Raw genomic sequence first — 26,337 nt, forward strand, 5'->3', positions numbered from 1 at the left:
TAATTAAATCTTTTAAGGGCGATCGAACGCCCACCGGCAGGCTGCGAGGGAGGAAACGTGGCACAAAAGGTAAAGCTTTCGACCATTGCGGAAACGCTCGGTCTTTCCACCGCCACCATCTCGCTTGCCCTGCGCGATAGTCCGCTCGTTGCGGCCGATACCCGCGAAAAGATCAAGGAACAGGCGCGCGCCCTCGGTTACATCTACAATCGCCGCGCAGCCAGCTTGAGGACGTCGCGTTCCGGCATCATCGGGGTTGTGGTGCATGACATCATGAACCCGTTCTACGGTGAAATCCTCAAAGCAATCGAGACCGAGCTCGACCGGAGCCGCCACACCTTCATCCTTTCCAACCACTACGACAGTGTCGACAAGCAGCGCATGTTCATTGAGACGTTGCTGCAGCTTGGCGGTGACGGTGTGATCATGTCCCCGGCGATCGGTACGCCGCCTGAGGATGTGATGCTGGCGGAAAACAACAGCATGCCGGCGATCTTCGTGGCCCGTTCGATGGACGGGCTGGACGTGCCGATCTACCGCGGCGACGACACCTATGGAATCTCGCTCGCGACGAACCATCTGATCGGCCTCGGGCACCGCTCGATTGCGATGATCGGCGGAACGGACCAGACCTCGACCGGCCGCGACCGCTACCAGGGCTATGTGAATGCCCTGCGCAAGGCCGGGATAGAGGTGGACCCGGGCCTTCGCATTCCGGGACCCCGCACGAAACAGGGTGGTTTCGAGGCTGCAGTGAATTTCCTGTCGCTGCCGCAGAAGCCGACCGCCGCCGTCTGCTGGAACGACCTTGTCGCCATCGGCCTGATGAACGGTATTGCACGCGCCGGGTTGATCCCCGGCCAGGACATTTCCGTTACCGGTTACGACGATCTCGAAGAAGCCTCGATCGCCACGCCGTCGCTGACGACGGTCTGGAATGGCCAGGCCGAAGTCGGTCGGCTTGCGGCGCGTGCCCTGCTCGACAAGCTTGCGGGCAGCCATGAGCCGGACGGCATTCACCTGATCAAGCCCGAGATGCGCATCCGTCAATCAACCGGCCCGAACCGTCGCTGAACCTCGGCCGGTTTTTGCCGCTCGCCCGCAATCCTCGCCAGGCAAGGAGACAGTCATGTCCGGTCGTCCACTCGTATTGATTCCAGGGCGTATCCATCCGCGCGTTCGGGCGCGGCTCGCGGAGCGCTTCGACCTGCTGGAGGTTGCCGACGCTTCTGCAGCGGAGGCCAGCATGGAGCAGCTGAACCGGGTGAGGGGGGCTGCGGTCTCAGGGCGCTTCCCCGCGTCCCTGATCGAACGTTTGCCGAAGCTCGAGGTCATCGGCAGTTTTGGCGTCGGCTATGACGGGGTCGATGTCGGAGCGGCGGGGGCCGCAGGCGTGATCGTGACGAACACGCCGGATGTGCTAAACGACGAGGTCGCGGACACCACGATCGCTCTGCTCCTCAATACAATCAGGCGGTTTCATTTCGCCGAACGGCATCTGCGCGAAGGTCGCTGGGAGCGGGAGGGCGCCTTTGCGCTCTCACCCCTGTCGCTGAAGGGGCGCAAGGTCGGCATTCACGGGCTCGGCCGCATCGGTATGGAAATCGCCGCGCGTCTCGTGCCGTTCAAGGTCGACATCGCCTACCATACGCGGCGGCCCCGCGCGGATGTCGACTTTGACTATCATGACACGCTGACGGGGCTGGCGCGGGCGGTCGATATCCTGATCTCAATCGTTCCGTCGACGCCGGCGACCCATGGCTCGATCAATGCCGAGGTGCTTTCAGCACTTGGACCCAACGGCGTTCTCATCAATGTCGGCCGTGGCACGACGGTCGATGAACCGGCGCTTGTCGCTGCTCTGCGGAACGGCACCATCGCCGGCGCCGGTCTCGATGTCTTCGCCGATGAGCCACGCGTTCCGCAGGCACTCATCGACCTGCCGAATGTCTCGTTGCTGCCGCACGTTGCCTCGGCTTCCGTGCCGACACGCGATGCCATGGCCGACCTGGTGGTCGACAACCTGATCCACTGGTTCGAGACCGGGCAGCCGCTGACGCCTGTCCCCGAGACACCCTATCCGCGAAACTGATTCGACTGATCAGCCTTCGGCAAGTTTCGCGGTTCATCCTTTTCTGGATCGCTTTTCCAGCGGAAGGATGATGCGATGAAGGCTTCTCTCGTCATTGTGACCACCGCAATTGTGTGTGCGGGTGTGTCGGCTGCGGGGCTCACGCTCTGGGCCGTGCCCCAGGTGCCCGATCGTCCTGCAACCGATCCGATCGTGCTCGCGACCATTCCGTCTGCCCCTGGGGCACAAGCCAGGTTGTCGGCGGCCCTGCATGCCGGCACAGTTTCTCCTCCCGCCATCTTTTCTGTCTCCAATTTCAAACGCAAGACCGTCTGCCTGGTTGAGCGCGGAGCAGCGCTCACCAGCCGCAGCCGTGATTTTTTTGCCCCGCCGGATTGTGCGCAGGTTTGGCCTGGCCTGACACAGGCGACGACCTGGACCCAGAACGAGGACGGCAGCGTGACGATCAGTGACGCCTCGGGCACCGCGCTGCTGACCCTCACGCGAGGGCGCCACTTCTCCTATGAGGTGACGGATATACCCGACGCCGATCTCGCCTTGCTGATGCTGCCCTGAACCCGGTTCTGCAGGTGTCTGGCAAGGTTTCTTCGCGTATAGGTTATGATTGCGCTAACAGAACGCGTCGATCAAAGAAGGCACGCGCAAGTGAAAGTTCTCATCCGAAAGAATAGAGCCCAAGCGCTTGAAACGCTTTGGACAAAATGATTAGCTCGCCCATCGCTGCCGGGAGGGGCCGACGATGCCCGCCGGTGGGGCAACAACTGGGAGGTAGTTCATGGATCGTCGTTCATTTATCAAGAAGGCCGGCGTGGCGGGAGCAGGTGTCGCTGCGTCCACGGTGCTTGCAGCACCGGCCATTGCGCAGAGCAATCCGAAAATCACCTGGCGCTGCTCTTCGGGCTTCCCGAAGGCCCTCGACACGATTTATGGCGCGGCGGAAGTGTTTGCAGCCGCCGTCAATGAAGCGACCGACGGCAACTTCCAGATCCAGGTCTTCGGCGCTGGCGAAATCGTCGGGGCGCTGGAAGGCGCTGATGCCGTGCGCGATGGTACCATCGAAATGGCGCACACGGCTTCCTACTACTTCTTCGGCAAGGATCCGTCCTGGGCTTTCGGTACCGGCGTGCCCTTTGGTCTGAACCAGCGCATGACCAATGGCTGGCTCTACGAGGGCGGCGGTCTCGACCTGCTCAACGAGTTCTATGCAACCAACAACATGATCTGTTATCCGGCCGGCAATACCGGCGCCCAGATGGGCGGCTGGTTCCGCAAGGAAATCAACACCGTTGCCGACCTCCAGGGCCTGAAGTTCCGTATCGGTGGCTTCGGCGGACGCATCATTTCTGAACTTGGCGTCGTTCCGCAGAACATTCCCGGTGGTGACATCTACGCCGCGCTTGAGCGCGGCACAATCGACGGCGCCGAATTCGTCGGTCCTTACGACGATGCCAAGCTCGGCTTCAACAAGGTTGCGCCTTACTGCTACTACCCCGGTTGGTGGGAAGGCGGCGTAACGCTGATGAACATGATCAACCTCGACAAGTGGAACGAGCTGCCGAACAATTACAAGGGCATCGTGAAGAGTGCTTCGGCGCTCGCCAACGGCGTGATGATGGCGCGTTACGACAGCCTCAACCCGGCCGCCCTGAAGCAACTGGTTGCCGACGGCACGCAGTTGCGTCCGTACAGCCGCGAGATCCTCGAAGCATGCTTCGACGCGGCGACCAAGGTCTATGGCCAGATCAGCGCCGAGAACCCGCAGTTCAAGAAGCTGCATGACTCGTACATGGGCTATCGCGGCGATGGCTATCTCTGGTTCCAGCTGTCGGAATACAGCTTCGACACCTTCATGATGCTGCAGCAGCGCGGCGGCAAGCTCTAAGCTTTTTCGCTATCGCCTGATCTTGATGGGCCCCGGGGCGATCGTCCCGGGGCCCTCTTTATTTGTGTCCAGGTGTTTTCGATCCGGCCGCGACGGCGGCTCAAAGAAAAACCCGGCGTTTCCGCCGGGTTTATTCTTGTGGTTCAGAGGCTCGGGCGAAGCGCGATGTATGGCCGGCCTCGCCCATGCCGGGACGTCCTCAAGGTGCCGGGGTGGCGGGCGGCGGTGTTGCGGGCGTGCCGAAATTCGGCATTGCCGGCATGCCGTCCGACGGTCCCGGAAGCCCGAACGAGGGTGCGCCGTCAAGGCTCATCCCTGGCAGGCTGAGGCCAGACCCACCGACATTGTTGATCTGCTGGTTGATGTCCGTCTGGTTCATCACGGGCGCTTCCGTCTTGTAATGCGTGACGAGCCCCGGGAAGGCGATCAGCAATCCGAGCATGATCACGTTGAGCACGATGTAGGGGAATGTGCCCAGGTAGATGGACGCAGTCGTGATCGGCGGTATCATCCTGTCCGTCGGCTTGTCATACCAGGCTTTGATCGGAGCAACCGATCGCAGATAGAACAGCGCAAAGCCGAAGGGTGGTGTCAGGAAGCCGACCTGCAGGTTGAAGCCGATCAAGACGCCGAACCAGATCAGATCGATGCCCAGTTGCTCGGCCACCGGTACCAGAAGCGGTACGAGGACGAAGGCGATCTCGAAGAAATCGAGGAAGCAGCCGAGGATGAAGATGATGATCGTTACGACGATCAGGAAGCCGGTCTGGCCACCTGGCAGGGCGAGCATCAGGTCTTTGACCCAGATATCGCCGGAGATGCCGTAGAAGGTCAGTGCGAAGACGCGGGCGCCGATCAGGATGAACATCACAAACGTTGCCAGTTTGGCGGTCGAGTCGAGCGCCTGCGACAGCGTCGTGTAGTTCAAACGCCCCTTGGCCGCCGCCAGCACCAAAGCGCCAGCTGCGCCCATGGCGCCGCCCTCCGTCGGGGTGGCGATACCGAGGAAGATCGTGCCGAGGACGAGGAAGATGAGTGCCAGCGGCGGAATGAGAACGATGACCACCTGCTCCGCCATCTTCGACAGCAAGCCGAGTTTCATCTGGCGGTTTGCCAGGGCAAACAGGTAGGGGACGACGGTCGCCAATACGGCGGACCACACCACCCGGGTCTCGTAGCGCAACTCGGTGAACACGAAGTAATAGGCCAGGGTATAGAGCGCGACCGCCGCCAACATGATGATGTAGAGCGATTTTCCGCCACCGCCCAGCGGACGCGCCTCAGGCGGCAGGGCAGGTGCCCATTCCGGCTTAATCAGCGTTACGACAAAGATGTAGAGGCAGTACATGCCGATCAGCATCATGGCCGGCAGAATCGCGCCGACATACATGTCGCCCACGGAACGACCCAACTGGTCGGCCATGACGATCAGCACCAGCGACGGCGGAACGATCTGCGCGAGCGTACCTGACGCTGCAATCGTGCCGGCCGCCAAGCCGGGGTTATAGTTGTAGCGCATCATGATCGGCAGCGAGATCAGGCCCATGGCGATGACCGATGCCGCGACGACGCCTGTGGTTGCTGCCAGCAGCGCGCCGACGATGACGACTGCGAATGCCAGGCCACCGCGAACCGTGCCGAAGAGCTGTCCAACCGTGTCGAGAAGGTCTTCGGCCATGCGTGACCGCTCGAGGATCAAGCCCATGAAGGTGAAGAAGGGAATGGCCAGAAGCGTGTCGTTGCGCATGACGTCGAAGACACGGTTCATGTTGGCCTGGGCCAGCGGCCAGGACAATCTGATCTCGGGCGAGATATGGCTGAGTTCAACACCGAAAATGAAGAAGTAGATACCGCCGGCCGCCAGCGTGAAGGCAACCGGGTAGCCGATCAGCAGCATGCCCATCACGATGATGAACATGATCGGTGCAAGATTGTGGGCGAAAAGATCAAGCATTGTTGCCACCCTTCGTCTGGCCTGCAGCGTCATCCGAAGGCAGATCCGGTTTGCCATGTCCGGAAACGACCGTCGTTTCCTGCAGGTCGCCCCGAATGATCGCAAAGCGCTTGATGATTTCGGAGAAGGCCTGGAGGTTCAACAGAACGAAGCCGACAAGAATGCTTGCCTTTGCCGGCCAGATGATCAGGCCGCCGGCGTTGGAGGACACTTCACCCGAGGTAAACGAGCGCCAGAAGAATGGCCAGGCGAAGTAGGTCATCATCAGGCAGAAGGGCAGCAGTAGGAAGATATGGCCGAAGAGATCGATCCAGTCGCGGGTGCGCTTCGTGAAGTTGCCTGCCAGCACGTCGATGCGCACATGCTCGTTCCGCTGGAGCGTATAGGCGGCGGCCAACATGAACACCGTGCCGAACAAATACCATTGCACTTCAAGCCAGGCGTTTGATGATGTGTCGAAGATCTTGCGGATCAAAGCATTGCCGGCGCTGATCAAAACGGCAGCCAGGAGGAGCCAGGAAACCCAGCGCCCAATGGCCCCGTTGATTGCGTCAATCAGCCGGGAAACAGCCAACAGGATTGTCATTGTGTTTGTTCTCCCCTTATTCCTTCGTGCTTAGAGCAATGGCTTATTCCACGCAACCGCACAGCCGGGCTCCTCCCGAGGGGTTTACCAAAGTCGAATAGAAGAGGTCCCCACGCGTTTCTTGCCAGGGTTGCCAACGCATCACTCGTCCTGCCGTAATGCTTGCATTTTACCCAAATGGGTAGCCCGCCTTTAACAGGTTCTCGTGTACGCGTTTGCGTCTCGGACCGAAGCAGTGCATTTTAGCGGTTGCGTCGGTTTTCGGGACACTGTGACGTTTTAGTGCATCTGATTTTGCCCTTTTAGGATCGGGCACAGGGATTGGAAGAGACATCATTTGACGTTTGAGGTTTCGCGTCCAACCTCTCCGGGAGGGCAGAGCATGAGGACCGAGAAGGGGCAGCCTCAGGAGGTGCCGACGGATGTCTATCTCTCGTTCGTGAGCTCCCTGTTCGACAACCGGTTCACCCTGTTTACGGGCATGGTTGTCCACATCCTCACCTTCCTCACTGTCTATGTGCAGACCGGTGCGTCATTCTATCTGCTTCTGTGCGGCGGCTTCGTCATCGTCTTTTCCTTCCGGCTGCACTCATTCTTCCTCTTCGATCGCGAGGACAAGGCGCAGTTGACACGCTCGCAAATTGCGGCCTGGGAGCGCCGGTATGTTCTGGGTGGCGCGTCAACGATGGCCATTCTCGGTATCGGAAGCGGCTATGCGATGCTGGCTTTCGAGGATACCTTTGCTGAACTCGCGTGCATTGCCGTTGCAATGGCGACCATGGTCTCGATCGTGGGACGCAACTACGGGTCACGTCTGGCCGTCGATCTTCAAACCGTTGCATGCTGTGCGCCAATGGTCATTGGCAGCCTTCTGGCACAGGATGTCTTCAAGTCCCTTCTGTCCCTTCTGTTGATTCCGTTTTGGTTGACGACCCGTGCCATGGCTAACGGCGTGCGGGACTTCCTGTACGAAAACGTCATCGCTTCGCGCGAGATGGCCAAGATTGCCAATCGCTTCGACACGGCCTTAAGCAACATGACCCATGGTCTCTTGATGCTTGATCCAAACAATCGGATTGAGGTTGTGAACCGCAAGGCGTGCGAACTCCTTCATCTCGGTGATCGCAGCCGCTTGACCGGATGTGACCTGGATGTCGTGCTTCGCTACGGCGTGCGATACACCTTCATCGATGGATCGATGCCGAGCCTCCTGCAGAAGCAATTGATGCAATTGACACAGGGGCTTTCCACCCGCGCGGTGATGCACTTTTCCGATGATCTGGTGCTAGAATTCTCTGCCAAGCGGCGCGACGAGGGCGGTGTCGTGCTGATCTTCGAAGACGTGACTGCCAGGGTGGCTGCAGATCGCAGAATTCTGCATATGGCGCGTTATGACAATCTGACCGGTCTGCCCAATCGAGCCTATTTCACCGAACTGGTGGTGGAGCAGTTGGCGCAATTGGATGAAAGCGGTGCGACGGTTGGTTTGATGATCCTCGACGTGGCGGACTTCAAGCATGTCAATGACCTTAAGGGGCATCTGACGGGCGACAGACTGCTCGTGGCGATTTCCGCTCGTCTCACCAAGCTTGCCGGTGACAAGGCCATCGTAGGTCGATTTGTGGGAGACCACTTCCTATTGTTCTTCCGGGGTGTGAAAGGACGTGCCGAACTTGCTGCGGAGATGCGGGATCTGCATGCGCAGGCTTGCGGCAGCTACAACGTCGATGGCGTCCAGATCCCCGTTACCTTCTCCGCCGGGGCCGTTCTGTTTGACGATACAGACCTCAATGTGGAGGAATGGCCGGTTAAACTCGACATTGCGCTCTTTGAATCCAAGGCGCGTAGCCGAGGTCAGTTCGCTCTTTTTGCTCGGGAAATGGATGCGCGCTATCTCGAGCGTCAGCGCCTGAAGGCGGACTTGCGGGCTGCCGTCGACGCACAGCAGATCACGGTCGTCTACCAGCCCATGTTGACGCCGGACGGTCGCAAGCTTGTTTGTTGTGAAGCGCTGGCACGCTGGCACCATGCGGACAAGGGCGCAATACCGCCAAACATCTTCATTCAGATCGCGGAAGATATGGGCATCGTTCGCGATATCACTCTTCAGGTGCTCAGGAAGGCTTGCAGCGAGTGCCGAGACTGGCCGGAGATGGTCGGCGTATCGGTTAACCTCTCGGGCCAAGACCTGCGCCACGGTGACCTCGCCTCGACCGTAGAAACCATTTTGCAAGAGACCGGCCTTCCCGCGAACCGACTGCATCTCGAAGTCACCGAAGGCAGCCTCATCGAAGAGCTTTCGGCGGCGCGTGTGCTGCTGGAGCGATTGAGGGCGCTCGGGGTCACCATTTCGATCGACGACTTCGGAACCGGTTTCTCCAGTCTAAGCTATCTCGATACACTTCCTGTCGATGTGGTAAAAATCGATCGCTCCTTCGTTCGCGACATAGGCGAGAATCCGCGGCGACTAAAGTTGCTGCGAGGGATCGTCAGCCTGACCCGTGGCCTCGGTATCGGAATTGTCATTGAAGGTGTCGAGACCCGGGAGCAATTGACTTTGATCGATAAGTATCATTGCGCCGATGCCATCCAGGGCTACGTTTTCTCGCCACCAATCGCCCCACATGCTGTCAAAGCGCTCGCCGAGGAGGCCGCCAATTCGGGAATCGTTGCTCGAACAGGCTCCGTTTGAAACCCGGCTCAACACGTTCGACGGGGACCGGAGTCCGTTGAAACGCTGCCTCAGGTAGAATTCGGTGTGATCATCATTCGGGATCTTAATCTATCATTAATTCTGGGGGGCGCTTGGTCTTGCAATGCATGCTACGCCATTGGCTTAGGCTGAAACCTGAGCGAGTGCATGGCATGGAACTAGAAGGCTTTTCGGAACGATTGATGCGCCATCTCGATTTCATAGAGTATCGGCGGATAGAAGCACATGAAGACTTCGAGGAGGTGGAGCAGCTTCGGTACAAAACCTACAAGGCGGCCGGTATGATCCCGCGATCTGCTCACAGCATGATTGATGAGGCAGATTTCGACCCACATGCTTATGTGTTTGGCATCTATTATTTCGAAGAACTGGTCAGCACGATAAGGCTTCACCATGTGACGGTCGAACATCCCCGTTCACAGTCTGAACAGGTCTTTCCCGACGTCATTGAATCTTACCTCAACGCAGGCCTTTCTTTGATCGATCCGGCCCGATTTGCCGCAGACCCCGCCTTCGCGGCCGAGTTGCCGATCCTGCCGTACATCACGCTCAGACCCAGCATTGTCGCAGCGGCATACTTTCGCGCCGATCGGGTCCTTCAGCCGGTTCGTCCGTCTCATGCGGCCTTCTACAAGCGCGTTTTTTATGCCGAGACTGTCGTCGAGCGACGCATGACTGAAGTCTATGGGCGAGAACTCACCCTGATGGCCACCAACACCCACAAGACGGGTTCCAAACTCCTCAGTCGTTATCCTTTCTTCGATTCCGGGGTCTATGAACGGCGGCTGATGTTCGGGCGCGGGGAGGGGGGCTTGTCGACCGCGCCTCTGACGATCCTGCCTTCGGCGCGCCTGGTGGCTGCGGGCAAGGTGACGGGTGCGGTTGCCGGACGGGATTATTGACCACGACAAGCGGATACGATTGCGCTTGGGCCGACGTTTGTGTATGCGGGAAACGAGAAGAATTCAGCCTTCGGCCATTTCGGACGTGATTCTGCCGTGGCGCCGCAAGGCTTAAGATTTGGGAGATCGAACATGAGCGAACATCATTCCGGTCCGGTCGAAACCGGTGCTTCGATGGACTACAAGGAGCACGAGAAGACCTACGACCTCTTCATCGCCGGCACGAAGTATGGCACTGCCATCCTGGTTGCGCTGATGATCGCCATGGCTGCAGGTTTCTTCGGCGGTGCAGGTCTGCTCGGCGGGTTCTTTATCTGGATCGTGCTGTCGGTCGCTGGCGTCTTCATGATGCGCTGATTGAGACCTTAAGGCTCGAGATCAGGCGGTCCGGAAACGGGCCGCCTTTTTCATGCTCCGATACCGCGTGGGCCGTCTTGCCGGAACCGCGCGTCGAACAGAAAACGGCGGGTTGCCCCGCCGTTTCGACTGTCTCAGATCTGCGCCAACCGTCAGCTTGTGGTGCGCGTGCGTGCGAGGCCCTGCTTGGCCGGCTCGTATTTCGGGTCGAGGCGAAGCGCGTGGCTGTAGGACTTGGCTGCGCGGGCCTTGTCGCCCCGGCGCTCGTAAATCAGGGCCTGGTTGGCCCAGCTTTCGGCAATGTTGTTGTTCAGCTCGATGGCGAGGTTGAAGTCGGCGAATGCATTGTCGTCGTCGTTCAGCGCGACATAGGACACGCCACGACCGTTATACGGCTCCGGCGCGCGGGGCGACAGCGATATCGCCTTCGAGAAATCTTCGATCGCCTTGGCATGGTCGCCGCGCAGCTGATAGATCAGGCCGCGATTGTGATAGGCGCGACCGTCAGTGGTGTCGAGCTGGATGGCGCGGTTGAAATCGCCGAAGGCTTCGTCGATGCGACCGGCCTGACGGTAGATGTTGCCACGGCCGATATAGGCGACGTCGTAATTCGCGTTGATCTTCAGCGCAGCATTGTAGTCGGCGGCCGCTTCGACCGGCTTGCCCATGTTGCGGTAGACGAGCGCCCGGTTCGCGTAAGCCTGGAAGAATTGCGGGTTCAGCTGCAGCGCCGTGTTGAAGTCATCGAGCGCCTGGCGGAACTGCCCGGCGCGGCCATATGCCGAGCCGCGGACATTATAGCCTTCCGGGTCGCGGGGATTGGCCTGGATCACAGCAGTGAGAGAGGCGATGTTTTCTTCAGAACCCTGGGCGCGATCCAGACGGATCACATCGGTGGTTTCGGTCGTCGTGGCGCAACCTGCCAGGGTCATGGCGGCGAGCAACACCAAGGCGGATCCCACGCGGTGCTTGCGGTCGGAGTGGGAGGCTGTCGTCACGGAGGTTTTCGTCATGAGGCGCATCATCCGGCCGCTGCCTGCGCCGCTTCAGGCTCCAGACAGCGCAAGTTGGTGTTTCATATCAAAAGAGCGGCGGCGATTCGTCTCGCCCCCGCCCTCATTTCATAGGAAAACGCCCAAATCGGGGCGGATCAGCGGCCGCGGCCGACCGATACCAGGCCTTCGCGCTGTGCGCGCTTGCGAGCCAGCTTGCGAACGCGACGGACGGCTTCGGCCTTCTCACGAGCACGCTTCTGCGACGGCTTCTCATAGAAGTCGCGCATCTTCATTTCACGGAAGATGCCTTCGCGCTGCATTTTCTTCTTGAGAGCGCGGAGCGCCTGGTCAACGTTGTTGTCGCGGACTAGTACCTGCACGTTTATCCCGTTCCTTTGGTTCTATCGAGTTGGATCTTCCGCCAATGCAGGTCACATAGACGGAAACAGCATATTGGTTCGCGCGGCTAGTGAGTCCGGCGATTAGGCTGCCGAATACCAGAAGACCCCCGTGAAGTCCATATGCTGCAAGGGGTCCGATCAACAAATTTGCGCCATAACCCTTGCCTGACCGAAGGTGTCGAAAGACGGATGACAATGCGTCGCAAAACGGACGTCATGTCGTGGGTTGATCTGCGACCTGTATAGTCCTACCCCAGTGCCTGAACCACAGGAGTTTAAGGCGAATGCGCAAATATTCGGTCTTTGCCGTTGTCCGTGAGGCCATGCGTGCTCACAAGGGATGGGAGGCTCAGTGGGTCTCTCCCGAGCCGCGGCAATCCTATGACGTGATCATCGTTGGCGCCGGCGGCCATGGCCTCGGCGCGGCCTATTATCTCGCCAAGGAGCACGGCATTACCAATGTCGCTGTCATCGAGAAGGGCTGGCTCGGCGGTGGCAATACCGGCCGTAACACGACGATCATCCGGTCCAACTATCTCTATGAAGAGAGCATGGACATCTACGAGCATTCACTGAAGCTCTGGGAGGGCCTGAGCCAGGACCTCAACTACAATGTCATGTATTCGCCGCGTGGCGTGATGATGCTGTCGCACAATGTGCATGACATGCAGTCGTTCAAGCGGCATGTGAATGCCAACAATCTCTATGGCATCGACAACGAGTGGCTCACACCGGAGCAGGCCAAGGCCTTCTGCCCGCCGCTCGATATCTCCAAGACCGCCCGCTACCCGATCAATGGTGCAGCGCTCCAACGTCGTGGTGGTACGGCGCGTCACGATGCTGTCGCCTGGGGCTATGCGCGTGCGGCGTCCGATCGTGGCGTGCACATCATCCAGAACTGCGAAGTGACCGGCATCCGCCGTGGCCCGAGCGGTGAAGTGACCGGCGTCGACACGACCAAAGGCTTCATCGGTGCGAAGAAAATCGGCGTCTCCGCTGCCGGTCATTCCTCCGTCGTCATGGGCATGGCGGGCGTTCGTCTTCCCGTTCACTCGACGCCGCTGCAGGCGCTCGTTTCCGAGCCGCTGAAGCCGATCTTCCCCTGCGTCGTCATGTCGAACACCGTGCATGCCTATATTTCGCAGTCGGACAAGGGCGAGCTGGTCATCGGTGCCGGTACCGACCAGTACAACTCCTACAGCCAGACCGGCGGCATGCAGATCATCACGCATACGCTCGATGCTATCTGCGAGCTCTTCCCGATGTTCCGGCGTGTGAAGATGATGCGCCAGTGGGGCGGGATCACCGACAACACAGCCGACCGGTCGCCGATCCAAAGTGTGACGCCGGTTCCGAACCTCTTCGTCAATGCGGGCTGGGGCACGGGCGGTTTCAAGGCCACGCCGGGCTCGGCCAACCTCTTTGCTCATCTCATCGCCAAGGGCGAGCCGCACCGGCTGGCCCAGGGGCTAACGCTCGACCGGTTCCGTACCGGCCGCCTCATCGACGAGGCAGCTGCCGCTGCCGTGGCGCACTGAATTAGGGATCGTCCATCATGCTGGTCATCAAATGCCCCTATTGCGAAGAAGAGCGCGCAGAGCTCGAGTTTCGCGCCGCAGGTGAAGCGCATATCGCGCGCCCGGAAAACATTGCCTCGATCACGGACGAAGAATTCGCCGACTACTTCTTCCTGCGCGACAACCCGAAGGGCATCATCTTCGAACGCTGGCGCCATATCCATGGCTGCGGTCGCTTCTTCAACGCGGCCCGCGACACGATCTCCGACAAGATCCTGCTGACCTACAAGGCCGGTGAACCCATGCCCGATCCCGCGACGCTTCAGTCCGCAACCGTCACCAAGGGAGAGAAGGCATGAGCGCTGCCAACCGTATTCCCGGCAAGGGCCGCCTGACGCCGGCGCTGACCGCCCGCTTCACCATCGATGGCCGCACGCTGACCGCTTACGAAGGCGATACCGTGGCTTCCGCCATGATCGCCAATGGCATGCATCTCGCCGGCCGCTCGTTCAAGTATCACCGTCCGCGCGGTATCCTGACCGCAGGTCCGGAAGAGCCGAATGCGCTGCTCGACGTTTCGCGTGATGCAGCCCGCCGCCAGCCGAATGTGCGGGCGACCGTGCAGGAAGTCTTTGACGGCATGAAGATCGAGACGCAGAACCGCTGGCCGTCGCTGTCGCTCGACATCGGCGAGGTCAACAACCTGCTGTCACCCTTCTTCGCTGCCGGCTTCTACTACAAGACCTTCATGTGGCCGAAGGCTGCCTGGCACCAGATCTATGAACCCTTCATCCGTCGCGCCGCCGGCCTCGGCCATGCGCCGAAGGAAGCAGATCCTGATCATTACGCCAATCGCTATGCGCATTGCGACGTGCTGGTCATCGGGGGCGGTGCTGCAGGTCTCGCGTCAGCATTGGCCGCCGCCCGGACGGGCATGCGCGTCATGATCGTCGACGAGCAGCCGGAAATGGGCGGTGCCTTCCACTTCGATACGGGCGCCACAGTCGACGGCCAGAGCGGCTGGGACTGGGCACAGGCGACCGTTGCCAAGCTCAAGGCCATGTCCAACGTCACCGTGCTCTCGCGCACAACGGCCTTCGGCTATCACAACCACAATTACGTGGCACTCGTTGAGCGCGTCACCGATCATATCGCCAAGCCGTCGAAGAACCAGCCGCGCGAGCGGCTGTGGCAGGTGCGTGCGAAGCGCGTGATCATCGCCAGCGGTGCGATCGAACGGCATATGGTGTTCGCCAACAACGACCGCCCGGGCATCATGCTGGCCGCGGCGGGCCGCACCTATCTCAACCATTTCGGCGTCGCCGTCGGTGCCAAGGTTGGCGTCTATACGGCGCATGACTCGGCTTATGAAGCCGCAATCGATTTGAAGAAGGCGGGTGTTTCTGTGCCTGTCATCGTCGATGCCCGCGAGAAGCCCGGCGACAAGGTGCTGGCAGAGGCCCGCGCGCTTGGCATCGAGGTGCTGACCGGTCATGGCGTGGTCGATACCGCTGGTCGTCTGCGCGTGCGCTCGATCACCGTTCGCCGCAATGGCGGCGGCTCCGCCCGCAAGATCGAGGTCGATGCGCTCCTGATGTGCGCTGGCTGGACGCCGTCCGTGCACATGTTCTCGCAGTCGCGCGGCAAGCTAAAGTTCGATGCCGCCAACCAGCGCTTCCTGCCGGATGTCTATGCCCAGGATTGCATTTGCGTTGGCGCCTGCAATGGCACCGACGATCTGCAGGCACTGCTCGACGAGGCAATCGCTGCCGGTCTCTCCTCGGCCAAGGCCGCGGGTGCGACCGAGACGCCGGACGTCTCGCTTTCGGGTGCCAATGTGCATGCCTGGACCGGTGGCATGATCGGCGCTGCCGAAGGCGCTGGCCGCGAGGACAACGTCAAGGCCTTCGTCGACTTCCAGCACGATGTCTGCGCCAAGGACATCCGCCTTGCCGTGCGCGAGGGCATGCATTCGATCGAGCACATCAAGCGCTTCACGACGAACGGCATGGCCTCCGACCAGGGCAAGCTCTCCAATATGCATGGTCTGGCCATTGCGGCAGAAGTGCTCGGCAAGGAGATCCCGCAGGTCGGTCTCACCACCTTCCGCGCGCCTTATACGCCCGTCACCTTCGGCACGCTGATCAACCATTCGCGCGATGCGCTGTTTGATCCGGTTCGCAAGACGCCGATGCATGCCTATGAAGTGTCCCAGGGCGCCGTCTATGAAGATGTCGGCAACTGGAAGCGCGCCTGGTATTATCCAAAGGGCGGCGAAGACATGCATGCCGCCGTCAACCGCGAATGCAAGACGGTGCGCGAGGCAGCCGGTGTGTTCAACGCCTCGACGCTCGGCAAGATCGAGGTCGTGGGCCCCGATGCGGCCGAGTTCCTGAACCTGATGTACACCAATGCCTGGGACACGCTGAAGCCCGGCAAGGCGCGCTACGGCATCATGACGCGCGAAGACGGCTTCATCTATGACGATGGCGTCGTCGGTCGTCTGGCCGAGGATCGCTTCCATGTGACCACCACGACGGGCGGTGCGCCGCGTGTGATGCATCATATGGAAGACTATCTGCAGACGGAATTCCCGCATCTGAAGGTCTGGCTCACCTCGACCACCGAACAGTGGGCGGTTATTGCCGTCCAGGGTCCGAAGGCGCGCGATATCATCGCGCCGTTCGTCGAGGGCATCGACATCTCCAACGAGGCCTTCCCGCATATGAGCGTGGCCGAAGGCAAGTTCTGCGGCGTGCCGACGCGTCTTTTCCGAGTGTCGTTCACCGGCGAGCTCGGCTTCGAAGTCAACGTTCCCGCCGATTTCGGCGCGGACGTCTTCCAGAAGATCTGGGAGCGTGCGCAGTCACTTGGTGCTTGCCTCTACGGCACGGAGACCATGCACGTGCTGCGCGCCGAAAAGGGTTACATCATCGTCGGTCAGGATACCGATGGCACGCTGACGGCTGACGATGCCGGCCTCTCCTGGGCGGTGTCGAAGAAGAAGACCGACTTTGTCGGCATTCGCGGCATGAAGCGGCCGGATCTCGTGAAGGAAGGCCGCAAGCAGCTTGTCGGCATGTTCACCAAGGATCCGAACGAAGTGCTGGAAGAGGGCGCGCAGATCGTTGCCAATCCGAACCAGCCGAAGCCGATGACCATGCTGGGTCACGTCACCTCGTCCTACTGGTCGGAAAACCTCGGTCGCTCGATTGCGATTGCCATGGTGGCCGGTGGACGGGCCCGCATGGGTGAGACGCTTTACGTGCCGATGAAGGACAAGACCATCGCGGTCGAAGTGACCGACATGGTATTCTTTGACAAGGAAGGAGGCCGCATCCATGGCTGATATGTCTGTTGCAGAACGCAAGACTGTTCTTGCCGGCTTCCATGGCGGCAGTGCCAAGGTGCGCCTCACCCCAGCACTTCCCGCCACCCGCGTCTCGCTGCGCGCCGCGGAAGACGGCGTTGCCGGGCTTTCGAAGTCGCTCGGTCTTAAGCTACCGACGAAACCTAAGACGTCCGTCTCAGCCAAGGGCCGTACGGCTTTCTGGATCGGTCCGGACGAGTGGTTCCTGATCGACGAGAAGGATGACGCGCTGATGGCCGACTGCGCGGCCTCCGGCGTGGTGCATTCGGCGACCGACATCTCCCACCGCAACACCGCGATCATCGTCTCGGGACCTGCGGCTGCCGATACGCTCAACGCGGCCTGCCCGCTCGACCTCTCGCTCGCCGCTTTCCCGGTCGGCGCCGTCACGCGCACCGTCTTCGGCAAGATCGAGATCATCCTCTATCGCGTCGAGGAAGAAACGTTCCGGGTCGAATGCTGGCGGTCCTTTGCGGAGTATGCATTTGGGATGCTGAGTGAAGGCGCGGAGGATGCCTCGCTCTGAGGGGCGGGTGTTTGAAGGGATTTGAGGAGGCCGGGGTGACCCGGCCTTTTTGCAATTCGCGACACCTTGCCTAACAAGGGTTGCAAAAGCTCCTCGCACCTCCGCACTCCGCATCGCACAGGCTCGCAATCTGTCTCGGGCCATGATAGGTTACATGTAACCCGATCAAGGTCGTTAAAAAATGATGCGAAGCAGATGGAGCCTATCATGTCCTCTATCGCCAAACCCAAGCCATCTCGCCTGAAGGTGAGCGAACATCGCGCGCGCCTGCGGTCGCAAGGTTTACGCCCGATCCAGATCTGGGTGCCGGATGTTCGTGCGCCAGCGTTCAAGGCGGAAGCGCATCGGCAGTCACTTGCAGTTGCAACGAGCGCTCATGCGCTGAGCGATCAGTCATTCATCGATGCGGCCTCCGCCATCGACTTCGAAGATGGTGAAGGTGCGTGAGACGCGGCGACATATGGACGGTCTCCGGCGGCAAGGACTATGCGGGAAAGCCCCGCCCCGTTGTCGTGGTGCAGGACGAGGCGTTTGACGCCACGGATTCCATCACCATCTGTGCCTTCACCACAGATGAAACAGACGCACCGCTATTTCGGCTGCCGGTGACGCCGAATGAAAGAAACGGGTTGCATACGTCTTGCCGCCTCATGGTGGACAAAATCACGACAGTTCCGAAGTCCAAGATCGGAACAAAAGTCGGACGGTTGGATGACGCGGATATCCTGCGGCTCAACCAGGCTGTTCTTGTCTTTCTCGGTCTCGCAGGTTCGGCAAGAGTGGGCGCGTAGCTGGCGAACGGCCCGCGTTGACCGGGGAGAACTGCAGTCGTGCATATTCCTCTTCAATTGACGCCGAAACTACGCGGCTTTGTTTGGCTCAACCAGTTGAACCTTCCCACCCGACCCATTTCACCCAGCGCCCGTGAAAATCCGCCCGGCCAATCTCGCGGGTCTCGCCTGATGGCCAGAGCGTGAGCAGGATTGCTGCCCCATCGGGCTTGCCGTCGGCCTCAAGCTGCAGGCGGGCGAGACGGGCGGCTTCCGTCGCACGGCTGCCGGCGTCGGCGATCAGGGCTTCACCCTCGGCCTTCGGCGCCGGCGGGAGATATTGCCAGGCGATGGTGTGGTAGATCACATGGGTCATGCCCGGACGCGGCGTTGTCAGACGCTTGCGCAGCCAGTCGATCGCATCAGCCTTTTCGACCTTCAGGCCGCTTTCGGTCGCCATTTCAAGGGCTGCTGCCGTGCGGTCGAGGCGGTCCTGCTGGTCGGCCCAGATATAGGAGAAGAGCCGCAGGCGGTCGTCTTCGAAGGCGGGGTCGAGCGGGTTCAAGTCGCAGCCGGCGCGTTCGGTGATCTCGATTGGGGCTTGCGGTGGCAGCGGACCTTCCCAGCGTGGGGCGAGTTCGACGGCGGAGGCTTGGCCCCAGCGGAAGTCTCCCAATTGGTAGCGGTAGCGATCCCATTGCAGGTTGAGGCCGGCGCTGGCGCCGATTTCCGAGAGGATCAGCGGCTTGCCGGTCAGCGCCGCAATCGTCAGGAAGCCGGGGAGCAGGGCGGAGGAGCGGCGCACCTCGTTGGTCTGCGGGGCGGATTTCAGGCGCTCCAGCATGAAGGCTTCGTCCCGGCGCATCGCGGCCTCGATCGCGGTCCAGAGCGTGTCGTCATCGACGGCCTGGGGTGGATAGACGGCTGACAAGGCCGGGTCCTGGCCGGAGCGCACAAGGGCGTGCAACGTGCCGGCCAGCCGCAGCGCGAGCGCATCGCCGGTACCGTCGGGGTTGCCGGGCCAGCCGAGGATCATGGCGCCGACACTGCTCTCCCCCGTCAACCGCTCTGCCGCCAGCGTGCAGATACGGGCAGTGAAGGGCGAACCGAGATCGGCGCAGGCCCTGGCCTGGCGGCGGAAACTTTCTCGGATCAGGTTTGCGCGGTTTTCGCTCATGATCTGCGGCGCCTTTCGTGTCAGACGCCTTCGGGGCGATCCTTCGGGTCGAACTGGGAAATGGTGATCCAGTCGGCGGTGAGTGCCGGCTTGCGCTCGTCCTCGATCTCGACAGTCACCTCGTAGGTGTTCATCAGCATGCCGGCGCCGCGAAAGCGGGCTTCGGCGAGCCTGAAGGAGCCGCGAATGCGCTTGCCCGTGCGTACTGGCGACATGAAGCGAACCTTCTCGAAGCCATAGTTGATGCCCATGGTCTGCTCTATGATCTTCGGCAGGCAGTTATAGTTCATGGCAGACAGCAGCGAGAGCGTCAGGAAGCCGTGGGCGATGGTGCCACCAAAGGGTGTCTCGGCTGCAGCCCGAATGGGGTCGGTATGGATGAACTGGTGGTCCATGGTGGCGCCGGCGAAGGCGTCGATCATCGGCTGGTCGACGGTGATCCAGTCGGATACGCCCACCACGGTTCCAACGAGGCCCGGCACGTCCTTGAGCGAAATCTCTTGCGGCATGAAAAGAACCTGATCCTTCAATAATTCCCGCAAGGTACAGCCGCTTGATGTCATGCGGAAGAGGCTAACGTCACTGGCGTCGAGAAACTCAGGTCTCGACCCAGAAATCGACGCTGCGGGCTTTCACGCTGATCTTGGTGGCGCTGCGGCCGGTCTCAAGGCGGCGCCATTTGCATTTGTCCCGTGCGGGAAGCGAGAAGTCCTTCGGTTCGGTCGATCGGTTGAAAAGCACTGCGACACGGCACTCCTTGCCCGTCTCCCGATCATGGGAGGCAAGAGCCATGGCGAAGGCGCCGAGATCGGGCGTTTCCCAGTCGCCGACCGTCATCGGCTGGCCGTCGGCATTCAGCCATGCCACGTCATCCTCGCCGGTCAGGACACTCGTATCCATGAAGCAGGAGAAACGCTGGCGCATGGCGGCAAGCCGGGCGGTGGTTTCAATCAACTCCTCGTCGGCCTTCGACCAGTCGAGCCAGGTCAGCGCATTGTCCTGGCAGTAGGCATTGTTGTTGCCGCGTTGGGTGCGGCCGAACTCGTCGCCGGCTGTCAGCATGACGGCGCCCCGGCTGGCAAACAGCGTCGAGAGCAGGGCTTCGACATCCTGACGGCGCTTTTTCAGGATCGCCTTGTCGGACGTTTCACCCTCGACGCCGTTGTTCCAGGAATGGTTCTCGTTGTGGCCGTCCCTGTTTTCCTCGCCATTCGCCTCGTTGTGTTTGTGCTCAAAGGAAACGAGGTCGTAGAGCGAGAAGCCGTCATGGGCGGCGATGAAATTGACGCTGCGTGTCTGGCCGTGGCCGTCATGGGCGAAGAGATCGGCGGAGCCTGCGAGTGCGGTTGCGAGATCTCCTGTCGTCCCGGCGTCGCCCCGCCAGTGGCGGCGGAAGGTATCGCGGGCCCGGTCGTTCCATTCGAGGAAGGCGGGCGGGAAGCGGCCGAGCTGGTACCCGCCAGGGCCAATGTCCCAGGGTTCGGCAATCAGGATGCGATCCTCCAGCACCTCGTCCTCAAGGATTGCCCTGAGCGTCGGGGCATCCTGACGGAAGCCGTCCCAGTGCCGACCCATGATCGGCGCGAGGTCGAAGCGGAAACCGTCGATACCGGCCGAAAGCACGAAGTGGCGAAGCGTATCGATGATCAGCCGGCGGACAAAAGGATGGTCGCAGGCCAGCGTATTGCCGCAGCCGGTGTCATTGACCAGCATGCCGGGATCATCCGCCACATGGCGGAAGAGCGAGCGATTGTCGATGCCACGCATGGAAAGCGTTGTCCCCAGGACATCGCTTTCGCCGGTATGGTTGAAGACAAGGTCGAGGATGACGCCGATGCCCTCGGCATGAAGGGCGGCGACCGTCTCGCGCAATTCCTTGACACCGCCTGGCACAAGGCGCGGATCGAGCGCCATCATGGCGACGGGATTGTAACCCCAGCTGTTGGTGAGGCCGAGCGGGGGCAGGTGCCGCTCATCGATCCAGGCGGTGATCGGCATCAGTTCGACCATGTCGACGCCGATGCGTCTGAGATGGGCTAGGATGGCGGGGTGGGCGAGGGCTGCGAGTGTGCCGCGTTGGGCGTCCGGCACATCCGGATGCAGCATGGTCAGCGCCTTGACGTTGACCTCGTAGATGAAGCCGCTGCGCTCGCCGAGCGGCATCATCGGCCTCAGCGGCTTGTGGGCCTTCAGGATCGCCTTCGGCATCAGGGCCGCCGTATCGATGCCGAATTGGCCAAGCCGTGGATCATGAACGAAAGGGCGGTCGAGTTCGGTCGCATAGGGGTCGACCAGCAGTTTGGATGGATCGTACCAGTGGCCCTCGGCCGGATCATAGGGGCCGTGGATGCGGAAGCCGTAGCGGGCGCGTTCCTTCATCCCCTCGACGAAGACGTGGTGCACGTCGCCATCGCCACGGGTCATCGAGAGGCGGGCGAGTTCGCTTTCGCCGCTCTCGTCGAAGAGGCAGAGTTCCACGCGTTCGGCATGATGCGACCAGAGACGGACATCGGCACCCGTCTTGCCTATGGTGGCTCCGAGCATCGGCATGGTCATGGGTCGCCTCGCGGTCCGTGTGATTCGCTCGCCTGAAAAGGAACAATAGCAGGCGGGCGATTCCCGGCCAGAGCGGTTGCGTTTACATCGCCTTCAGGTTCACACCCTTTACGGCCATCTCCTTGCGCTCGCTGTAGCGATCGGTGAGGTATTCGGAGATATCGCGGGTTAGCAGCGTGAACTTCACCAGTTCCTCGCAGACATCCACGACGCGCTCGTAATAGGAGGAGGGCTTCATCCGGCCGTCGGCATCGAATTCCTGGTAGGCTTTGGCCACCGAGGACTGGTTGGGGATGGTGATCATCCGCATCCAGCGGCCGAGCAGGCGCATGGCATTGACCGCGTTGAACGACTGCGAGCCGCCAGAGACCTGCATGACGGCGAGCGTCTTGCCCTGGGTCGGGCGGACAGCGCCGACCGACAGCGGTATCCAGTCGATCTGCGCCTTCATGATGCCGGTCAGCGTGCCGTGGCGCTCAGGGCTCACCCAGACCTGGCCTTCGGACCATTGGGAAAGATCCCGCAGTTCCTGCACCTTGGGATGGCTCACCGGCGCATCGTCGGGGAGCGGCAGGCCGGAGGGATCGAAAACCCTGACATCAGCGCCGAAATGCTCCAGCAGGCGCTTGGCTTCCATCGCGAGCAGGCGGCTGTAGGAGACCTGCCGCAGGGAACCGTAAAGAATCAGGATGCGCGGCTTATGGGTCGAGAAGGGGCGCCGCAGCGCCTCAAGATCGGGCAGGCGCAGGTGATCGAGATCGGCGGCGGGCAGGTCTACTTTCACATCAGACAATGCGCTTGCCCTCCGCATCGAGCACGGCCTCGCCGTCTTCCTTGACGAAGGCGGAGGTGAAGGCGTCGGCGGGAAGGATGTCGAGCACCACTTCGGAGGGCCGGCAAAGGCGGGTGCCCATGTCAGTGACGACAAGCGGACGGTTGATCAGGATTGGCGTCGCGATCATCGCGTCGAGCAACTGGTCATCGGAGAGGGCCGGATCGGCGAGGCCAAGTTCTTCGTAGGGCGTGCCCTTTTCGCGGATGGCCTGACGCACGGAGAGGCCGGCGTCGGCGATCATCTTTGCCAGTTCGGTCTTGCTCGGCGGGGTCTTCAGATATTCGATGACCGTGGGCTCGATGCCGGCATGGCGGATGAGGTCGAGCGTGTTGCGCGAGGTGCCGCAGGCCGGGTTGTGATAGATGGTGACGTTCATGGACGTTCCGTTCCTTCGGGTATGATCGGGGGGATTTGGTTGCGGCTCTCGGCGAAGAGCCAGGCGGCGATAGCGGCTGCGATCAGGGCGCCGGCAATCTGAGACAGTATGAAGCCGGTGAGGTCGATTGGCCGAATGCCGGCAAAGGTGTTGGTGAGGCTGCGGGCAATGGCGACGGCCGGATTGGCAAACGAGGTCGAGGCGGTGAACCAGTAGGCAGCCGTGATGTAGAGGCCGACCAGCATGGGTATCGCGTCCGTCTTGAAACGCAAGCCACCGAGGATGGTCAGGATCAGGCCAAACGTGGCGACCGTTTCGGCCGTCCACTGCGCCGACCCCGTACGGACCGTTTCCGAGACCTGGAATATCGATAGTTCGAACATGGCATGGGCGACAAGCGTGCCGGCGATGCCGCCGAGGATCTGGGCGAGCATGTAAGGCAGCACGGAGGAGGCTTCCAGCTCCTTGCGCAGGGCAAAGACGAGCGTCACGGCCGGGTTGAAATGGGCGCCGGAAATCGGCCCGAGAATGGTGATCAGCACGAAGAGGATGGCGCCGGTCGGGATCGTGTTTCCGAGCAGGGACACGGCGACATCGTCGGAGAGACGATCGGCCATGATGCCCGAGCCGACGACGGTGGCGACCAGGATCGCGGTGCCAAGTGCTTCGGCTGTGAGGCGACGGGGAAGGTCGGTCATGGTCTTCAGCCGGCCGTCTGCTCGGTCGCACCAATTTCCTGCAGACGCTTTTGCAGCGAAAGCTTGTCGAGGCTCGCCATCGGCAGGCTGACGAAGATCGAGATGCGGTGATTGAGCATGCGGTAGGCCTCGGCGAAGGCAAAGTGCTTTTCGCTATCTGTGCCTTCGGCGGCGGCGGGATCCGGCACGCCCCAATGGGCGGTCATCGGCTGGCCGGGCCAGACGGGGCAGGCTTCGGCGGCGGCGTTGTCGCAGACGGTGAAGACGAAATCGAGCTCAGGTGCGCCGGGGACTGCAAACTCGTCCCAGTTCTTGGAACGGGCGAAGCTCGTGTCGTAGTTCATGCCCTTCAGCAGTTGCAAAGTGTAGGGATGGACCTCGCCTTTCGGTTGGGAGCCGGCGGAATAGGCCCTGAACTTGCCCTGGCCGAGCCGGTTGAGGATCGCTTCGGCGATAATCGAGCGGGCGGAATTGCCGGTGCAGAGGAAGAGCACGTTGTAGATCTTGTCGGACATGGCCGGTCTCTCAGTTTGGGCGGGACGTTTGGAGTGTTGGGCTGCAGCAGGCGAGGTCATCGATCAGTGGCTGGCAGAGGCTGGCGTTGCCGCCGCAGCAATCTTTCAGCAGGTAAAGCGCGACAGCGCGGAAGCGGTCGAGATCGGCGCGGTAGATGATCGAGCGGCTCTGTCGCTCGCCGGTGACCAGCCCGGCCTGCGACAGAGTCGACAGATGCGCCGACATGGTGTTCTGCGGCACGCCAATCAGGCGAGCGAGTTCACCGGCGGGCACGCCATCGGGCTCATGCGCCACCAGCAGGCGGAAGGTCTGCAGCCGGGTCGGCTGGGCCAGGGCGGCAAGCGCCGCAATCGTCGATTTCTCATCCATATATCCAGAATAGTGGATATGATGAGGGAGTCAAGTGTGGCTGCTCGGGACAACGAAAAACCCCGGAGCCGAGGGCGCCGGGGTTGTGATTGTTTTCAGAGGCTGTGAGTCAGGTCACGTAATGACCGTCGGCTCGCTCATGCCCGTATAGCGCTTGATCTCAGCCACCTCTTCCGCTGCCGCGATCAGGTCGGCGAGTGCTGCCTGCGTCTCGATTGCGTGACGGCTGGCGTCGGGTTCGTAGCGCTCGACATAGAGACGGAGCGTCGCGCCCGAGGTGCCGGTGCCGGAGAGGCGGAAGACGATGCGGCTGCCGCCTTCGAAGAGGATGCGGATGCCTTGGTTCTTCGAGACGGAGTGGTCGATCGGGTCGTGATAGGCAAAGTCGTCCGCGGCACTGACGGTCAGGCCGTTGATCGTGGTGCCGGGCAGGCTGTCGAGCTTGGCGCGGAGCGCTGCGACAAGGGCGTTGGCATTGTCGGTGTCGACGCCTTCGTAGTCGTGGCGGGAATAGTAGTTGCGGCCGTATTCGGCCCAATGGGCCTCGACGATCTGCTTCACGCTCTGTTTGCGGGCGGCAACGATGTTGAGCCAGAAGAGCACCGCCCAGAGTCCGTCCTTTTCGCGCACATGGTCGGAGCCGGTGCCGAAGCTTTCCTCGCCGCAGACGGTGACCTTGCCGGCATCCATCAGGTTGCCGAAGAATTTCCAGCCGGTCGGCGTCTCATACATGCCGATGCCGAGCTTTTCTGCGACGCGGTCGGCGGCGGCACTTGTCGGCATCGAGCGTGCGATGCCGGCGATGCCTTGTCTGTAGCCGGGGGCGCAGGTGGCGTTGGCGGCGATCATGGCGAGGCTGTCGGAGGGCGTGACGAACATGCCCTTGCCGACCACCATGTTGCGGTCGCCGTCGCCATCGGAGGCGGCACCAAAGTCCGGGCCGTCGGCGCTCATGACATCGTCATAGAGGGTCTTGGCATGCACCAGGTTCGGGTCCGGATGGTGGTGGCCGAAGTCGGGCAGGGGGACCTCGTTGCGCACGGAACCTGCGGGAGCCCCGAGGCGCTTTTCCAGGATCTCGACGGCATAGGGGCCGGTGACGGCGCTCATACTGTCGATCACCACGCGGAAGCCGCCAGCGATCAGCGCGCGGATGGCGGGGAAGTCGAAGAGGGTTTCCATCAGGTCGGCATAGTCGGCGACCGGGTCGATCACCTCGACCGTCATGCCGGAGAGATCGAAGCTGCCGACCGTGTCGAGATCGATATCGGCGACATCGGCGATCTTGTAGCTGTCGATGACCTTGGTGCGGGCGAAGATCGCATCGGTGATCTTTTCCGGTGCCGGGCCGCCATTGCCGATATTGTACTTGATGCCGAAGTCTTCGGTCGGTCCGCCGGGATTGTGGCTGGCCGATAGCACGATGCCGCCGAAGGCCTTGTATTTCCGAATGACGTGCGAGGCAGCCGGGGTGGACAGGATGCCGCCCTTGCCGACCATCACCTTGCCGAAGCCGTTGGCGGCGGCCATCTTCAGCGCCTTCTGGATGACCTCGCGGTTGTAGTAGCGGCCGTCGCCGCCGATCACCAGCGTCTGGCCTTCGAAGCCTTCGAGGCTGTCGAAGATCGCCTGGATGAAGTTCTCCGCATAGTTTTCCTGCTGGAAGACCGGAACCTTCTTGCGCAGTCCCGAGGTGCCGGGCTTCTGGTCCGCATAGGGTTTCGTGGAGACGGTCGAGATCATCG

At 61.3% G+C, this 26,337-nt stretch carries 26 protein-coding genes; 13 read left to right on the plus strand and 13 right to left on the minus strand.

Going from position 1 to position 26,337, the window contains the following annotated elements; genetic code table 11:
* Positions 1-57 precede the first annotated feature (57 nt).
* The 4 genes from H6M51_RS05010 (at position 58) to H6M51_RS05025 (ending at position 3,974) form a co-directional block, all read left to right on the plus strand.
* Positions 58-1,074 carry a LacI family DNA-binding transcriptional regulator gene (locus H6M51_RS05010; RefSeq protein ID WP_185808784.1) on the plus strand — a complete coding sequence of 339 codons (1,017 nt, stop codon included), beginning with the start codon at positions 58-60 and terminating at the stop codon, positions 1,072-1,074.
* 55 nt (positions 1,075-1,129) lie between these two features.
* Positions 1,130-2,092: a 2-hydroxyacid dehydrogenase gene (locus H6M51_RS05015; RefSeq protein WP_185808785.1), complete on the plus strand. Its 963-nt coding sequence runs from the start codon at positions 1,130-1,132 to the stop codon at positions 2,090-2,092.
* Positions 2,093-2,167: 75 nt separating this feature from the next.
* Positions 2,168-2,647, plus strand: a complete 480-nt coding sequence (locus H6M51_RS05020) for a hypothetical protein (protein ID WP_185808786.1) — start codon at positions 2,168-2,170, stop codon at positions 2,645-2,647.
* 220 nt (positions 2,648-2,867) lie between these two features.
* A complete protein-coding gene (locus H6M51_RS05025; RefSeq protein WP_185808787.1) occupies positions 2,868-3,974 on the plus strand; it encodes a TRAP transporter substrate-binding protein in 1,107 nt (368 codons plus the stop codon).
* 199 nt (positions 3,975-4,173) lie between these two features.
* Here H6M51_RS05025 and H6M51_RS05030 read toward each other — a convergent pair whose 3' ends face one another.
* Together H6M51_RS05030 and H6M51_RS05035 are read right to left on the minus strand one after the other, a co-directional pair.
* Positions 4,174-5,928: a TRAP transporter large permease subunit gene (locus H6M51_RS05030; RefSeq protein WP_185808788.1), complete on the minus strand. Its 1,755-nt coding sequence runs from the start codon at positions 5,926-5,928 to the stop codon at positions 4,174-4,176.
* Positions 5,921-6,514 (minus strand): TRAP transporter small permease subunit, encoded by a 594-nt coding sequence (locus H6M51_RS05035; protein WP_185808789.1) that lies wholly within the window; start codon positions 6,512-6,514, stop codon positions 5,921-5,923. The genes H6M51_RS05030 and H6M51_RS05035 overlap by 8 nt, the downstream gene beginning before the upstream one ends.
* Before the next feature lie 382 nt (positions 6,515-6,896).
* Here H6M51_RS05035 and H6M51_RS05040 point away from each other — a divergent pair, with 382 nt between their 5' ends.
* The 3 genes from H6M51_RS05040 (at position 6,897) to H6M51_RS05050 (ending at position 10,486) form a co-directional block, all read left to right on the plus strand.
* Positions 6,897-9,206 (plus strand): bifunctional diguanylate cyclase/phosphodiesterase, encoded by a 2,310-nt coding sequence (locus tag H6M51_RS05040; protein WP_185808790.1) that lies wholly within the window; start codon positions 6,897-6,899, stop codon positions 9,204-9,206.
* Between the two features lie 173 nt (positions 9,207-9,379).
* Positions 9,380-10,129, plus strand: a complete 750-nt coding sequence (locus H6M51_RS05045; RefSeq protein ID WP_185808791.1) for an N-acyl amino acid synthase FeeM domain-containing protein — start codon at positions 9,380-9,382, stop codon at positions 10,127-10,129.
* A 132-nt stretch (positions 10,130-10,261) separates the two neighbouring features.
* Positions 10,262-10,486: an aa3-type cytochrome c oxidase subunit IV gene (locus H6M51_RS05050; protein ID WP_185808792.1), complete on the plus strand. Its 225-nt coding sequence runs from the start codon at positions 10,262-10,264 to the stop codon at positions 10,484-10,486.
* Between the two features lie 152 nt (positions 10,487-10,638).
* Here the strand turns inward: H6M51_RS05050 and H6M51_RS05055 are convergent, their stop codons facing one another.
* Both H6M51_RS05055 and rpsU read right to left on the minus strand, forming a co-directional pair.
* On the minus strand, positions 10,639-11,499 hold the full coding sequence (locus tag H6M51_RS05055; protein WP_185808793.1) for a tetratricopeptide repeat protein: 861 nt from the start codon (positions 11,497-11,499) through the stop codon (positions 10,639-10,641).
* 137 nt (positions 11,500-11,636) lie between these two features.
* Entirely contained in the window at positions 11,637-11,861 is a 225-nt protein-coding gene (gene rpsU, locus H6M51_RS05060) for a 30S ribosomal protein S21 (RefSeq protein WP_185808794.1), read from the minus strand.
* 305 nt (positions 11,862-12,166) lie between these two features.
* Between rpsU and H6M51_RS05065 the strand changes: the two genes are divergently transcribed.
* The 6 genes from H6M51_RS05065 (at position 12,167) to H6M51_RS05090 (ending at position 18,086) form a co-directional block, all read left to right on the plus strand.
* On the plus strand, positions 12,167-13,420 hold the full coding sequence (locus tag H6M51_RS05065) for a sarcosine oxidase subunit beta family protein (protein ID WP_185808795.1): 1,254 nt from the start codon (positions 12,167-12,169) through the stop codon (positions 13,418-13,420).
* A gap of 17 nt (positions 13,421-13,437) precedes the next feature.
* Positions 13,438-13,758: a sarcosine oxidase subunit delta gene (locus tag H6M51_RS05070; RefSeq protein WP_062280182.1), complete on the plus strand. Its 321-nt coding sequence runs from the start codon at positions 13,438-13,440 to the stop codon at positions 13,756-13,758.
* Positions 13,755-16,748: a sarcosine oxidase subunit alpha gene (locus tag H6M51_RS05075; protein WP_185808796.1), complete on the plus strand. Its 2,994-nt coding sequence runs from the start codon at positions 13,755-13,757 to the stop codon at positions 16,746-16,748. The genes H6M51_RS05070 and H6M51_RS05075 overlap by 4 nt, the downstream gene beginning before the upstream one ends.
* Entirely contained in the window at positions 16,741-17,295 is a 555-nt protein-coding gene (locus H6M51_RS05080; RefSeq protein ID WP_185808797.1) for a sarcosine oxidase subunit gamma, read from the plus strand. The genes H6M51_RS05075 and H6M51_RS05080 overlap by 8 nt, the downstream gene beginning before the upstream one ends.
* Before the next feature lie 207 nt (positions 17,296-17,502).
* A complete protein-coding gene (locus H6M51_RS05085; RefSeq protein WP_138287963.1) occupies positions 17,503-17,742 on the plus strand; it encodes an antitoxin MazE family protein in 240 nt (79 codons plus the stop codon).
* Complete coding sequence (locus tag H6M51_RS05090) at positions 17,739-18,086, plus strand: type II toxin-antitoxin system PemK/MazF family toxin (protein ID WP_185808798.1); 348 nt, start codon at positions 17,739-17,741, stop codon at positions 18,084-18,086. The genes H6M51_RS05085 and H6M51_RS05090 overlap by 4 nt, the downstream gene beginning before the upstream one ends.
* A gap of 88 nt (positions 18,087-18,174) precedes the next feature.
* Here the strand turns inward: H6M51_RS05090 and H6M51_RS05095 are convergent, their stop codons facing one another.
* The 9 genes from H6M51_RS05095 to H6M51_RS05135 all read right to left on the minus strand — a co-directional run bounded on the left by H6M51_RS05095 (position 18,175) and on the right by H6M51_RS05135 (position 26,335).
* The gene (locus H6M51_RS05095; RefSeq protein ID WP_185808799.1) at positions 18,175-19,242 is read right to left on the minus strand and encodes a DUF2332 domain-containing protein; all 1,068 of its coding nucleotides are present in this window, start codon (positions 19,240-19,242) and stop codon (positions 18,175-18,177) included.
* A gap of 20 nt (positions 19,243-19,262) precedes the next feature.
* Positions 19,263-19,751 (minus strand): MaoC family dehydratase, encoded by a 489-nt coding sequence (locus H6M51_RS05100; RefSeq protein ID WP_185808800.1) that lies wholly within the window; start codon positions 19,749-19,751, stop codon positions 19,263-19,265.
* Between the two features lie 88 nt (positions 19,752-19,839).
* Positions 19,840-21,798: a glycogen debranching protein GlgX gene (gene glgX, locus H6M51_RS05105; protein WP_185808801.1), complete on the minus strand. Its 1,959-nt coding sequence runs from the start codon at positions 21,796-21,798 to the stop codon at positions 19,840-19,842.
* Between the two features lie 82 nt (positions 21,799-21,880).
* The gene (gene arsH / locus H6M51_RS05110) at positions 21,881-22,609 is read right to left on the minus strand and encodes an arsenical resistance protein ArsH (protein ID WP_185808802.1); all 729 of its coding nucleotides are present in this window, start codon (positions 22,607-22,609) and stop codon (positions 21,881-21,883) included.
* The gene (gene arsC / locus H6M51_RS05115) at positions 22,584-23,009 is read right to left on the minus strand and encodes an arsenate reductase (glutaredoxin) (RefSeq protein ID WP_185808803.1); all 426 of its coding nucleotides are present in this window, start codon (positions 23,007-23,009) and stop codon (positions 22,584-22,586) included. Before arsC ends, arsH begins: the two co-directional genes overlap by 26 nt.
* Positions 23,006-23,707, minus strand: a complete 702-nt coding sequence (locus H6M51_RS05120) for an MIP/aquaporin family protein (RefSeq protein WP_185808804.1) — start codon at positions 23,705-23,707, stop codon at positions 23,006-23,008. Before H6M51_RS05120 ends, arsC begins: the two co-directional genes overlap by 4 nt.
* Before the next feature lie 5 nt (positions 23,708-23,712).
* Positions 23,713-24,222: an arsenate reductase ArsC gene (locus H6M51_RS05125; RefSeq protein ID WP_185808805.1), complete on the minus strand. Its 510-nt coding sequence runs from the start codon at positions 24,220-24,222 to the stop codon at positions 23,713-23,715.
* A 10-nt stretch (positions 24,223-24,232) separates the two neighbouring features.
* On the minus strand, positions 24,233-24,592 hold the full coding sequence (locus tag H6M51_RS05130) for a helix-turn-helix transcriptional regulator (RefSeq protein ID WP_185808806.1): 360 nt from the start codon (positions 24,590-24,592) through the stop codon (positions 24,233-24,235).
* Between the two features lie 114 nt (positions 24,593-24,706).
* Positions 24,707-26,335, minus strand: coding sequence for an alpha-D-glucose phosphate-specific phosphoglucomutase (locus tag H6M51_RS05135; RefSeq protein ID WP_185808807.1), 1,629 nt, complete (start codon positions 26,333-26,335; stop codon positions 24,707-24,709).
* Between the last annotated feature and the right edge of the window lie 2 nt (positions 26,336-26,337).

Origin of the sequence: Rhizobium sp. AQ_MP (assembly GCF_014237835.1) — a bacterium.
Classification (GTDB): domain Bacteria; phylum Pseudomonadota; class Alphaproteobacteria; order Rhizobiales; family Rhizobiaceae; genus Allorhizobium.